9 protein-coding genes and 1 pseudogene are annotated in these 12,934 nt (G+C 32.0%); 4 read left to right on the plus strand and 6 right to left on the minus strand.

Annotated elements, in window-relative coordinates; all coding sequences use genetic code 11:
- Window positions 1-93 precede the first annotated feature (93 nt).
- From L3J35_09260 to L3J35_09270, 3 genes are read right to left on the minus strand one after another with little or no spacing between them, the layout of a single operon-like run.
- Entirely contained in the window at window positions 94-1,293 is a 1,200-nt protein-coding gene (locus tag L3J35_09260) for an outer membrane beta-barrel protein (protein ID MCF6366378.1), read from the minus strand.
- 25 nt (window positions 1,294-1,318) lie between these two features.
- Complete coding sequence (locus L3J35_09265; GenBank protein ID MCF6366379.1) at window positions 1,319-2,317, minus strand: hypothetical protein; 999 nt, start codon at window positions 2,315-2,317, stop codon at window positions 1,319-1,321.
- Window positions 2,318-2,332: 15 nt separating this feature from the next.
- On the minus strand, window positions 2,333-2,818 hold the full coding sequence (locus L3J35_09270) for an RNA polymerase sigma factor (protein ID MCF6366380.1): 486 nt from the start codon (window positions 2,816-2,818) through the stop codon (window positions 2,333-2,335).
- Window positions 2,819-3,027: 209 nt separating this feature from the next.
- On the opposite strand from L3J35_09270, the gene L3J35_09275 reads away from it, so the two are divergent.
- A complete protein-coding gene (locus L3J35_09275; protein ID MCF6366381.1) occupies window positions 3,028-3,471 on the plus strand; it encodes a hypothetical protein in 444 nt (147 codons plus the stop codon).
- A gap of 1 nt (window position 3,472) precedes the next feature.
- Here L3J35_09275 and L3J35_09280 read toward each other — a convergent pair whose 3' ends face one another.
- On the minus strand, window positions 3,473-5,530 hold the full coding sequence (locus L3J35_09280) for a M1 family metallopeptidase (GenBank protein MCF6366382.1): 2,058 nt from the start codon (window positions 5,528-5,530) through the stop codon (window positions 3,473-3,475).
- 39 nt (window positions 5,531-5,569) lie between these two features.
- Window positions 5,570-6,958 carry an aminopeptidase P family protein gene (locus L3J35_09285; protein ID MCF6366383.1) on the minus strand — a complete coding sequence of 463 codons (1,389 nt, stop codon included), beginning with the start codon at window positions 6,956-6,958 and terminating at the stop codon, window positions 5,570-5,572.
- Between the two features lie 108 nt (window positions 6,959-7,066).
- Here L3J35_09285 and rbfA point away from each other — a divergent pair, with 108 nt between their 5' ends.
- Both rbfA and L3J35_09295 read left to right on the plus strand, forming a co-directional pair.
- Window positions 7,067-7,402 (plus strand): 30S ribosome-binding factor RbfA, encoded by a 336-nt coding sequence (rbfA, locus tag L3J35_09290; protein ID MCF6366384.1) that lies wholly within the window; start codon window positions 7,067-7,069, stop codon window positions 7,400-7,402.
- Window positions 7,402-8,622 (plus strand): ABC transporter permease, encoded by a 1,221-nt coding sequence (locus L3J35_09295; GenBank protein ID MCF6366385.1) that lies wholly within the window; start codon window positions 7,402-7,404, stop codon window positions 8,620-8,622. The genes rbfA and L3J35_09295 overlap by 1 nt, the downstream gene beginning before the upstream one ends.
- 40 nt (window positions 8,623-8,662) lie before the next feature.
- Here L3J35_09295 and L3J35_09300 read toward each other — a convergent pair whose 3' ends face one another.
- On the minus strand, window positions 8,663-12,235 hold the full coding sequence (locus L3J35_09300) for a DUF2723 domain-containing protein (GenBank protein ID MCF6366386.1): 3,573 nt from the start codon (window positions 12,233-12,235) through the stop codon (window positions 8,663-8,665).
- A gap of 186 nt (window positions 12,236-12,421) precedes the next feature.
- On the opposite strand from L3J35_09300, the pseudogene L3J35_09305 reads away from it, so the two are divergent.
- Window positions 12,422-12,934: pseudogene (locus L3J35_09305) on the plus strand (ISAs1 family transposase).

Here is a 12,934-nt window from a genome sequence, read left to right on the forward strand (position 1 = left end):
GATGTGAATCTGATTCAAAAATCGGCTTCACATCTTCTTATTTTGGACAGTCGTCTCTTTAAAAAGGGACATCCATTTTTAACATTATTACCCTTAGAAATCAATAAACCTCAGCCCTACCATTACAGGATACATTTCGGGACCTTTTCCGCTGTTGAACAAAGGGGTCATACTGTATTCAACAAATACTCCGACATCTCCGTATCCGGCACCTGCAGAAAATCCGTATCTGAATGCTGATAATTGAAAATTATCGACTATTTTGTCTTTATATTTTCTTCCGTCAATAAAATATACTAATCGTTGTTTTGACCACCCTCTGATACTTCCGAAAATGCCTGCATTAAAGTATAGTTTTTTGCCTTTTACGGGAACTTGATATTCTAATATAAGCGGAACTTTGATGTAAGCAACGTTTAATTTGTTTTTTTTGACTTTAATATTGTCCGTATTGATAACCTCTGCCGCTATTATATTATTTTCTCCTTCATACAGGTAAATATCTTGTTCCAAGTTTAAACTGCTCCATTGAATTCCGGTTCCGGTTGCAATTCCGAAATGATACTTGCTTATGGGAATGTTTTTTTCAAAAACATTTAAACCGTAACTGAATGTTTTTTCAGGAACAATCTCCATGAATACAGCATCCTCTCTGCTTATAATGGTTTGCGAATTATTCAGAAAGTTGAGTAATGCTATTTCTAAGCCTGCCCAATGAGCATTAAATTTCTTTTTCTTAATATTGTTGCCGACAACTATTTTGCCATTTTCAGAATCAATTTCCGCCATTTCTGAGTCAATTTCGTCTAGTCCCTTTTTAATCTCCTCAATCCCTTTTTCAATTTCTTTTATTCCGTTTTCAAATGCAAATTTCTTTTTTGTGTTTATTTCAAGAATTGATTTTTGCTTTTCTAATTCGGATTTTTGTTTCCCTAATTCAAGTTTTTGTTTTTCAAGTTCGCCTTTTGCTTTTTCAAGTTCATCCGAATTATTTTTAAGATTTTCTTGTTCTGTTATTAATTTTTCACGGTCGCTTATAAGTTTTTGTTGTTGTCTTATCAATTCTTGCTGGTTTTTTATTATATCTTCTGCAAGTTGAATTTCGGTTATAAATGATTCTTTGCCCTTTTCTAAATTATAAATTGCATTTTCTTTTTGGGTTTTATTTTCAACTATAATAAGTTTCTTTTTCCCTATTTCGAATTCAGTTGTGTCTTTTTGAGCAAATCCCTGAATATTAATGCTTGCAAAAATTAACGATATTAAAACTGTTTTTATGTATGTTTTTTTCATTATTCCTTATTTTTAACGGTTTGTTTTATTTATTAAATGTTTTACTTATTTTAAAATTTGATGCGTAAAGATTCAGTTTTTCAATACTGCCGTCTTTTTTGTATTTATTATTCATCTCAAAATCACTTGATGATACTTTTTTCCAAATATTGACACCTGTTTCTGCATATCTCCAGAGAATTTCTTTTTTCTTTTTACCGTTTTCAGCAAAAGTTGTGTTTATTTGAGAGATTTCAATTTCCGGTTTTATTTTGTTCAAGATAAGAGCCTCATGTTTTATTTCGGGAATCTGAACAGTTATTTCATTGTACAAATTTTCCGTTGCATGAGGTTCGTTATCATTGAACGCAAGAAGATTGTTTGATTGATTTTGCTTGTTTGTTTGATTATGAGAATTTATTACTTCTTGCTCTTTTTCTTTAATTGTGTTATTTGTAATAATTTTTTCTGAATCATTTTCAAATGCTTTTTTGTTGTTTACAGCTATTGAAATTGATTGTTTCCCGAAACTATTTGAGTTGTTAGTATTTGAATAGAATTGATTTAACATTAATAACAATGTAATTACTGCAGCTGCCACATAAGAACTTACCTTAACATAAAACGAAACAGTTCTTTTTATTAGTTGCGTTTTATACGGGTAAATATTATTATTATCGGGCAACAGTTTTGTGTTTTTTATTAATTTGAACTCCTTGATTTTACAGGGGTTTTTATTTAACTCTTTGTGTAATTCAAGTTTTTCTGCTTTTGTATTATCATCCTCTGTGTCGGCAATTGCCAGATATTCAAATTGGGTTATTTCAAAAAACTGTGATTGTGTTTGCTTTATTAAATTTTCTTTTTGTGTATATTCGACAGTCTCAGCCTTTAATATAATATTTTCAAAACTTTCTAATTCGTCTTTCAAGTCCGGATTTCCAGTTAAAAATTTATTTAAATCCTTGATTTGAGATTCAGATAAGTTTCCTTCGATAAAATCTAAGAAAAATGCTTCGTAATTATGTTTATTAATTGTTTTCAAGTTGAATTAGATTTTTTATACTATATTTTCAATTTTTCCGATATAATTTTTTAAAAAAACTCTTGCCCTGTAAATATATACTTTAACCTGTGCCTCTGATAACTCGGTAATTTCTGCAATTTCTTTGTATGAATATCCCTCATAATCTCTTAACAAAATAACCGATTTTTGTGTTTCTGACAATTGTTTAATTGCTTCGTGCAAAATTTCTTGAATATCAGAATAATTATCCTCATGAATTGACTCAAACACTTGCCTGTCATTTGTTAAACTCATTCTTTTTTCTTTTCTGATTACATCAATCATCGTTCTGTACGCTGTTGTAAATAAGTATGATTTTGCTTTTTCGTAAATGACTGCTTTTCTGTTTATCCACAACTTCTCAAAGCTGTCCTGAATAATATCTTGTGCTCGCTCTTCATTTTTTAAATTTTTAAGAATGAAACGATAGACATTATCAGAAAACCTATTTACAGTTTTATTGTATTCGTTTATTGTCATTTAATCTTGCGTTCGGTAATAAGACGAATAAGAGTTTAATTTGTTACATGAAAAGTTGGAAAAATAATTTTAAATTCTCAAAGATTTATATGTCCCTGCTAATCTGCAAAATACACAAGGTGCTTTTTTTTACTAAAAATCATTTTAGCGTTTTTAAAATAGCTTTTGTATATTTGTTTATTCATTTCATTTAGTAAAATAAATCAATAATGGTAATAGAAGGCATTTTTTACGTTATTTTTTGGATTATTTTCTTTATATTAATCGGGTTAAGTATTCATTTGGTTAATGTTTCGAAAGATGAAGGATTAAGTATTGTATTCGGAGTTTTGGTTTTTCTTTTGTTTTTATTAGCGATGAAGCCTGAATTAAAGCCGGTTAAACCGTTAAAAGATATAATTCTGGCAACTGTTCAATTTGATTGGTTAACTTTTATTGCCGGCGGCATTGTTTTGGGCAGCATCGGTTTTTTGGGAATGAAGTTTTTAAAGAAACATAAAGTTATTGCAAAACTTGCATCTTCTTTTTTGATTTTTATTGCCCTTACATTCGGAGTTTCACTAATTTGGATGACATCAATTGCTCCGATACTTTCTAATGCTTTGCTCGGCTTAATGTTTACGGGCTTATTTTCGTATTTATTTTTAAAGTAATTTATTTTTTAACTGCTAATACATATTGACCGAATTTAAAGTTTTTTACTGTTAATATACCTTCAAATTCATTAATTTCAGTTGATTTTGTATCAATTTCTTCAAATTTTGTATAAACATTCGGACGATAAAGAAAAACAGCCTCATCAAAAAACTCATCAAAATTATTTTCTGTCATACTTGCAAAAAAGCTACCCTCTGCTGAATATTTATCGGTAGCAGCACCCCTGATTTCCCAATATTGAACATCGGATAATTTATAACCTTCAATGTTTTTATACTCCGGTTTAATAAAGTTTACAATGCTTTGCACAACAGCTTTTTCTTTTAACTTGCTGAAAATTATTGAAAAATCTGTATAGGGAAAGTTATATGTTTCCGGTTTTGTAAAGATCTTATAATTATCAACCGTAGCATCCGAAATTTGTTCTTCTGCATCAATTAATACTGCAACGGGCTTAGAAGAAAGGAAAAAATTTAATGTTTCACTCGGACCGGACATAACTGCTCTTTTTTTGTGAAACCCTAAATTTTCATCAACAAACGTCAGATTAATTTTGTTTTGTTCTCCGTAAAAATCACGAGCAACCAATCTTTGGGCTATTATTACTTCTGCCTTGTATTCTGTTTTTATTTTTTCAACATTAAATGAATTTATTGAAAAATGCGGAAATCCTTTTTCAAATACCCAGGTGTCAAAAAACGGAATCAAATCTACTCCTGAATGCTTTGACATGAAATCTCTGAATTCGTATGTGTCGGCAGCTCTGTACGAAAATGCTTTCATGTAAGCCGTAAGAGAATTAAAAAATAAACTGTCGCCCATATAATCTCTTAATGTATGAGCAACATCGGCTCCTTTATCATAAACTGTTGTTCCGTATGTATAATCATGAGGTACACCATAAACAGCTCTGTATCCGTTATCACGAATATGTGCCTGAGTCAGTACTTTTATATGATTTTCTCGAACATACTCTTTATACGCTTCTTTTCCGTAAACATCTTCTTTAAATAATGCTTCCGAAAAGGATGCCCAGCCTTCATTCAGCCACATATCACCGGAGGTTCTGCAGGTAACTAAATTCCCGAACCAATGATGCGAAAGTTCATGTGCCATTAATGTTTCTCGAAACAAAGTACTGTCAAAAGCATATTCAGGATAAGCAATATTGCAAACATGTTCCATTGCTCCGGAAGTAAAAGGAACCTCCACATAACCTACCCTGTCCCAAACATACTCTCCGTATCCTTTTTCAAAAGAAGCCAGTGCTTTCTTTAAGTTTTGAAAAGAATAAACAGCGTTTTCGTAATCTTCGGGATAAACATAGAGACTAATCGGAATATCTCGCTTTATACCTTTATAAATATCTTCAACAATATCATATTTTGCAACGGCAACCGACACCAAATATGTTGGAACTTCTTGTTTTAAACTCCAAGAAAACGTAACTGTTTTATCTTCATTTTTTGTTTCACTTTCAAGAACTCCGGAGCAAACTGCTTTGTATCCTTCAGGAACTTTTATATTATAATTATAAGTTGCTTTATCGGTAAAGCTGTCGATACACGGAAACCAAACCCTGCCGAAACTGTGTGGCTCGGCTGCCATACCGACACCAATATTATATGCAGTGCTGTCGGAAAAGAAAAAGCCGCCCCAAGACGCATCTTGCACCGGATGACCGTGATAATAAATATTAAGTTGTGTGCAACATTCTCCGTCTGAAACTTCAGGTTTGTACGGAATAATGATGTATTTTCCGTCGTATTTATAATCCGTAACTTTTTCATTAAACAAGAAAACGGAGTCAATTTCCATTTTCAGTAAGTCTAATTGAATTTCCGTAATATCTTTTTTAACAGGACTTAATTTAACAACCGTATTTCCGGAAATCTCTCTGTTTATAAAATTTGTAATATCCAAGTTTATTGAATAATGTAAAACATCAATATTGTTTCTGAAATCTTTGTTTTGGGCAAAAATTATATTTGAAAAACATATGATTATTATAATTGCCGTAAAATGCTTTTTCATTTTCTCAAAAGTTAAATCCATGCAATAATTTAAAATTGCCGTATAAACATTTAATTAATTTTATCCTCGCATCAAATCCTCTATTTCCTTAACCGTTTTCGGAATCGGTTTTCCGAGAACTCTGCAAGAATCTTTTGTTATTAAAATATCATCTTCAATTCTGATACCACCGAAATCTCTGTATTCTTCTACCTTATCGTAATTAATAAAGTCGGTATGTTTTTTTTCTTTTTTCCAAATATCGATTAATGCCGGAATAAAATATACACCCGGTTCAACGGTCATAACAAATCCTTCTTCAAGTTTTCGTCCCATTCTTAAAAATGCTAAGCCGAATTGCTCACTTCTTTTATATTCATCGTTATAACCCACAAAGTTTTCACCGAGACCTTCCATATCGTGAACATCAAGCCCCATCATATGTCCTAAGCCGTGAGGATAAAATAATGCATGTGCTCCGTTTGCAACAGCAACATCAACATTTCCTTTCATTAAACCTACTGCTTTTAATCGCTCGGCAATTATTTTTGCAGACAGCAGGTGCATATCTTTGTATGCAACTCCAGGTTTGCTGTTTTTAATAACTTCAACATTTGCGTCTAAAACAGCTTCATATATATCTTTTTGTTTTACAGAAAACTTTCCGCCTACAGGCGAAGTTCGGGTAATATCGCTGCAATAATGCATGGCAGATTCAGCTCCGGCATCTGCAACCAATAATTGACCGGCTTTTAGTGTGTTGTTATGGTGGTGATTATGAAGAATTTGCCCGTTTACGGATAATATAACAGGAAAAGAAACAGGACCTCCGTGTGCCAAAGCAATACCTTCCATTTTTCCGAAAATTTCTTGTTCTGTCATTCCGGGCATTGCCATTTTCATTGCTGTTGTGTGCATTTTATATGCAACATCAACGGAATGTTCAATATCTTCAATCTCATATTTATCTTTTACGGAACGAAGTTTAACAACTGCTTTTATCAGTTCCTCCGAAGTGTTTTTATTTAAATCATCGGCAGGAATTCCCAATAATTTTTGAAGTTGTAATTTTGTTTTTGCACGATAAACCGGTAAGAAGTGTATTTTTCTGCCTTGTTTCAAGGCTTTTTCAATAAACTCATCGGCTTTTTGCAAAGGTGCAGTATTTTTTACACCATTTTTTAAAGAGAAATCTTTCATTGTCGGAAGCTCTCCCATCCAAATAATATCATCAATATCAACATCGTTACCGAACATATATTCTTCTCCTGAATTTGTGTCGATTATGCCGATAATATTCGGTTGGTTAATTCCGAAGAAATACAAAAACGAACTATCTTGTCTGAAAGTATAAATATTTGCAGGGTAATTAAACGGAACGTCTGAATTGCCGGGAATAAGGATTAAACCGTCATTAACTAAATTTTTTAACTTTTTTCTTCTTGAAATATATAATTCTTTTGAAAACATAATTTTATAGGTTTAAATTAAACTGAAATTTTGTTCAAAAATAATAAATAAAAATCTCTTTTTTATTAAAACGTTTAAAAACTTAACTTTGCATAAATTTTCAAAGAAATGGAATCAACAAGACAAAAAAAAGTTGCAGGACTTATACAAAAAGAAATGAGCCTTATTTTTCAAAAAACTGCATCTGATTATATGAATAAACTTATTTCTGTTACAATTGTAAGAGTTTCGCCGGACTTAGGTTCTGCTAAAATTTACCTTAGTATTTTTCCTGCTGATAGTAAAGATGCTGTTTTTGCTGAGATTAAAAACAATACAAGAAAGTTAAGAGGAGAGTTGGGTAATATAATCAGAAATCAAGTTCGCAGAATACCTGAACTTCATTTTGAAATAGATGATTCATTAAATTATGCTGAAAAAATTGACGAACTTTTAAAAAAATAATGAACTTCCCCTTTTTTATAGCAAAACGCTATTTGTTTTCAAAAAAAAACAGAAATGCAATAAATATTATTTCGGGTATTTCTGTTTTAGTTGTTGCTGTTTCTACGGCAGCATTAATTATTGTTTTATCTTCGATAAACGGTTTCGGGAAGTTAATTGATGAGCAAATTTCAACATTTGCTCCCGACTTGCTTCTGTTGCCGGCAAAAGGTAAGGTATTTAACACCGACAACAGCAGTTTTGATAAAATAAAAAAGATTGACGGGATAAAATATTTTGCTGAAATAAATGAAGACAACATTCTTTTAAAACATAATGACAGACAACTAATTTGCAGAATTAAGGGTGTTCCGGAAGATTACGGAAAAGTTTTCGGAATTGACACAACTGTTTATTACGGTGTTTATAAAACACACGGCAATAAGCAAAACTTTGCTGTAATAGGAGCCGGTATTGCTTATGAAATGGGGATTTCTGTTGAATCCGGAGAAACTGTATCTTTATGGATTCCTAACAGAAAGAAAATACGGATACATAATCCGGAACAATCTTTTAATGTTGTTAATGTTTTACCTGCCGGGGTTATATCATTAGATGCTGAGTTTGATGCAAAATATTTAATAAGTTCTTCTCGGGTTGTAAGACAATTAACGAAAAGAGACAGTTCCGAGTATAGTTCAGTTGAAATTTTAGTTGATAATGAAAGCCTTATTCAAGAGATTAAACGCCGGATTGAAAATATACTCGGAGAAAAGGCTATTGTAAAAGACAAACAAGAACAGTTTGATGTTTACAGGGTTATGAAGTCTGAAAGGCTGGCGGCATTTATTATAATGTTGTTTATTGTTTTGATTGCTTCTTTCAGCATTATAGGATCGGTAACAATGCTTATTATTGAAAAAAAAGAAGATATTTTCACTTTACAAAGCATGGGAACAAAGCTAAAAAGTATTAAGAGGATATTTTTTACAGAAGGGATTTTAATAAGTTTTACGGGTGCATTTCTCGGAATTATTTTCGGGGGCTTAATAAGTTTGGGGCAAGAATATTTCGGGTTTGTAACTTTTCCGTCTGACGGCAACTATATTGTTGAAGCCTACCCTATTGATGTTAATACTGCAGACTTGTTATTAACTTTTATTTCGGTTATGTTTGTGGGGACATTAATTTCTTTATATCCGGCAATGAAACTTAAGTCACATATTAACGGAAAAAATTAAGCCTCAATTTTTGTAAATTCGAGGCTTAATTTTAATACTTTTATTCACTTATATGTTCAGCAAGAAACATATAAAACTGCAGTAAGCCTTTTTGATATTCCGGTAAGCCGGCATACCAAAGTTGTTGGTCTTGTCCTGTCAAATGACCTGACATGCTTTGGTTAAACTCAAAACGTTCCTCAATTGTTCTGAATGCTTTTAATACAAATTCGTTTGCAACTTCATTTTGTTTGTTATCATATAAAATTCTTAGTGCTTCTTGATAAACGGCACCTAAACGACCGACATCATCTTGCATCCCGTGTCTGTCTTCCAAATGTTTGTCTTCTAAAGAAGCATAGTAATTCAACTCATCCTGAAAATTATTTGTCGCAATTTTTATAATTTCAACTGCTTTTTGGTTTTTATTAATTTTGAAGTATAGTTCTGCAAAAAGTAAGTCATAATAATTATAAGGAGAAATTTCATTACTGAAAATCCCTACACATTTATCAAGAGCCTTTTCTGCTTTCTCAAACTTATTCTCAGCAATCAATTGTTCCGCTAATGATTTGAAGCTACTTTTAAAATTCATTACAAAGCGTCTGTTATTCTCATCTAAATATAGTTTCTCCGGGTGTGTGTCTAATCCGCCCCATTTAAATTTGTTCATAATGTTATCATAAAGAACATCGCTGTTTACACTTCCCTCAGAACCGAACGTTTTTGTTTTTACTTTTATCGGAACTATTTTATATGCTAAACCGTCCAGTTGAAAATAATCTTCAAGGTTTAAGTAATGACTGTTTCCTACCGTTGTTGCAAAGTAAATAGGTCGCTCCCAATTGTTTGTTGCAAGCATATCTAAAACCATCATTTGGTTTTTTGTAATATGTTGTTTTCTGATATCCCAATTTATTGCATCTAAAATTTTTGAAGAATCACTTTCTTCTACAATTCCGTTTTCAATAACTGTTTTTTTATTAACGGGGATATTAAACTTGGTAGTCGGCAAATAATTTACCATTTGTTGATTTTGCAGAGGAGCTTTATACCTATTATCTTCTTGTGCGATATGATTTATTACGGTTTGTAAAGGAATCGATAAGTTTGAATTTTTAAGTTTATTTAAAAATGTTTCAATTTTATTGAAAAATACAGTCAAATCATCTGTTTCAAGGTTTAAACTGTTCTTTTTCAAAAACTCTTCGTTATTTATTTTATTTGCAAACCCATATAGCTGAACAGGATCAATTGAGTTGTACCCTTTTGATAATGAGGCATATTCTTTCGGAAATATTATTCCGAAGTTTGAATTTGAAAGATAGCTAAAGAATTCATCATAAATAACTTGATATTGTTCTTCAAACATTTTTTTATTTGCTTGGTAACGCTCTTGTAAATACATACCGGGGTTATCCATTTTGTAAATTACATCTCTTTTTCCTCTGTCATATTGCTCTTTTGTAAGTGTGAATTTAATGGGGGGAGAGTTGTAGGCTTTTTTTGTCATTTGTCCTATATACCACTCTGTATTAAAATAACTTAAGTTAATAACACGAACATCAGTTCTGTAGCCTTCGACTTCTTGAACATACCATAGAGGAAAAGTGTCATTGTCTCCGTTTGTAAAAATAATTGCATTTTCGTCACAGGAATCAAGATAGTTTTTTGCATAATCTGTTGCCGTAAACCTGTTTGATCTGTCATGATCATCCCAGTTTTGTTGAGCCATTAAAACAGAAACACCTACACCAAAAACGGTTGCAATTATTGCCCCTGTTTTTGCGGGTATATATTTTTTCAGAAACTTGTAAATAAAAGCAACTCCAAATCCTACATACATAGCAAAAACATAAAATGATCCGGCATAAGCATAATCTCGTTCTCTCGGCTGGAACGGGGGTTGGTTTAAATAAAGAACAATTGCAATTCCCGTAAAGAAAAAGAACATCATAACAACCCAAAAATATTGAACTCCTTTTTTACCTTGACCGTACATAAAAATCATTCCTAAAATTCCGAGCAACAACGGTAAAAAGAAATATGTGTTTCTGGCTTTGTTGTTCTTCATAACTTCGGTAATGTTATCTTGATCGCCCAGCCTCATTTCATCAATGAATTTAATTCCGCTAATCCAATTACCGTCTTTAACGTTTCCGTGTCCTTGAATATCGTTTTGTTTTCCGGCAAAATTCCACATAAAGTAACGGAAGTACATAAAGTTAAGTTGGTAACTGAAGAAGTAACCTAAGTTTTCTCCGAAAGTCGGCAAACGTTTTTTTCTGTAATGGTCGTACTGAATTTCTCCGTAACGGTTTCTTATCGGCTCATTTGTTTCCGGGTTTACTTGTGCATAATAGAAATCTCCTTCTGTTTTGTTCAGCCAATTAATATACCCGCTGATATGATCAGGGCTTTCTTGGTCACTGTATAGTCTTGGAAAAAACGCTTTGTCTTCACTTTTGAAATTTCGTTTTATCTTTTGATCAACGATTTTATAAACATCATTACCGTCTTTATCGTTTTTCGGAAAATAAATATCTTTTACTTTCGGATAAGGATTGTTGTCATCTAATTCCGAGTTAAAGAATTGTCCGTACATTAAAGGTCGATCTCCGTATTGTTCACGATTTAGGTAGCCTAACAGTTCAAATACATTGTCCGGTTTGTTTTGATTCATGGGCGTATCTGCCTTTGAGCGAATTAATATCAGTGCAAAAGAAGAGTAACCGATTAATATTACGGCAAACATTGTAAATATTGTATTCCAAAGTATTTTTCCTTTTTTAAAAGTATAATATATTCCGAAAATAACAGCTCCGAAAAGCAGAATAAAGTAGAAAATTAATCCTGAGAAAAAAGGTAGGCCGAATTCATTTACAAATAATAATTCAAATTTAGAGCCGATAACAAATAATCCTTGTACAATTCCGTACATAATAATAAGAAGCATTGCTAAAGAAAGTAATGCAGCATAAATAATTCCTTTTTTAGTTACTTCGTATTTTTTGAAATAATAGATAAAAACAATTGCCGGAATTGCTAACAGATTCAGCAAGTGAATCCCTATTGATAAGCCCATTAAATAAGCAATTAATATTAACCAGCGATTTGCATATTTTTGGTCGGCTTCACTTTCCCATTTTAATATAGCCCAAAAAACAATTGCCGTAAAAAATGAGGAGGTTGCATAAACCTCTCCTTCAACTGCCGAAAACCAGAATGAATCTGAAAAAGTATAAACTAATGCTCCTACAATACCGCTTCCTATTATTGTAATTAATTGAGCCTGTGTAAATTCTTTTGTTTTAACTATAATTCTTTTTGCAATGTGTGTAATACTCCAATAGAGAAATAAAATTGTAAAAGCACTTGCTAAAGCAGATAATATATTTACCATTTTAGCCACAAGCTCAACATTCCCGAATGCAAAAAGAGTAAAAAACCTCCCTAATATCATAAAAAACGGTGCTCCGGGCGGATGCCCCACTTCTAATTTATATGCAGAAGTGATAAACTCTCCGCAATCCCAAAAACTGGCAGTAGGTTCAATCGTCAGCAGATATGTAATTGCTGCAATTGCAAAAACACTCCAACCTGTAATATTGTTTATAAAATTATATTTTTTCATGTTGAGTTATTATTCTGTGCGTTAAAAAAACACAGCGAAATTAAGATTTTAATTTTGAATTTCGAAATTTAGCTTAAATTTCCCCAGAGCAAACTCATACTTTTTTAATTGAAAATACTTTCAAAAATTGTCTTTTTTCTTATTAATTATTTGCATATTAGCCTGTTAGCCAAATGGTTAAAAGGCATGAAAAAAGACAATAAACTAGTGAGCATTTTTGGCAGTACAGACGACCCCGGAAGCCATGTAAACCAACTTCACAAACTAAATGGCATCCTCCGAATTGGCATAGGCTCAGTTATTTGCGGAGCTGAAACATAGAAGCAAATGGTAGAGTTTGCGAATTCAAAAGTGGGTTTTTTAAAAGAATTCCTAGAATTACCTAATGGAATTCCGTCAGAAGACACAATCAACAGATTTTTTTCTTCAATTGACAGTTCTCAATTTGAAAGTTGTTTTATAGATTGGGTTAATTCAATATCAAATATATCAAAGGGGCAAGTTATTGCAATTGACGGAAAAACATTAAGAGGAGCTAAGTCAGCAGGAAAGAAATCTCCCGTACACATGGTGTCAGTGCATGGGCAAATCAAAACAATTTAGTTTTAGGTCAAGTAAGAGTTAATGATAAATCAAATGAGATTACGGCAATACCGGAACTATTAGAAACATTACTAATTGAAGGCAATATTATAACGA

This window comes from Bacteroidales bacterium (genome assembly GCA_021648725.1).
Lineage (GTDB): Bacteria > Bacteroidota > Bacteroidia > Bacteroidales > JAADGE01 > JAADGE01.

What these genes read in the sequence shown, in the direction of transcription:
- L3J35_09260 (MCF6366378.1), bottom strand. Translation starts at nt 1,293, where the DNA reads ATGAAAAAAACATACATAAAAACAGTTTTAATATCGTTAATTTTTGCA.
- L3J35_09270 (MCF6366380.1), bottom strand. Translation starts at nt 2,818, where the DNA reads ATGACAATAAACGAATACAATAAAACTGTAAATAGGTTTTCTGATAAT.
- L3J35_09275 (MCF6366381.1), top strand. Translation starts at nt 3,028, where the DNA reads ATGGTAATAGAAGGCATTTTTTACGTTATTTTTTGGATTATTTTCTTT.
- L3J35_09280 (MCF6366382.1), bottom strand. Translation starts at nt 5,530, where the DNA reads ATGGATTTAACTTTTGAGAAAATGAAAAAGCATTTTACGGCAATTATA.
- L3J35_09285 (MCF6366383.1), bottom strand. Translation starts at nt 6,958, where the DNA reads ATGTTTTCAAAAGAATTATATATTTCAAGAAGAAAAAAGTTAAAAAAT.
- rbfA (MCF6366384.1), top strand. Translation starts at nt 7,067, where the DNA reads ATGGAATCAACAAGACAAAAAAAAGTTGCAGGACTTATACAAAAAGAA.
- L3J35_09295 (MCF6366385.1), top strand. Translation starts at nt 7,402, where the DNA reads ATGAACTTCCCCTTTTTTATAGCAAAACGCTATTTGTTTTCAAAAAAA.
- L3J35_09300 (MCF6366386.1), bottom strand. Translation starts at nt 12,235, where the DNA reads ATGAAAAAATATAATTTTATAAACAATATTACAGGTTGGAGTGTTTTT.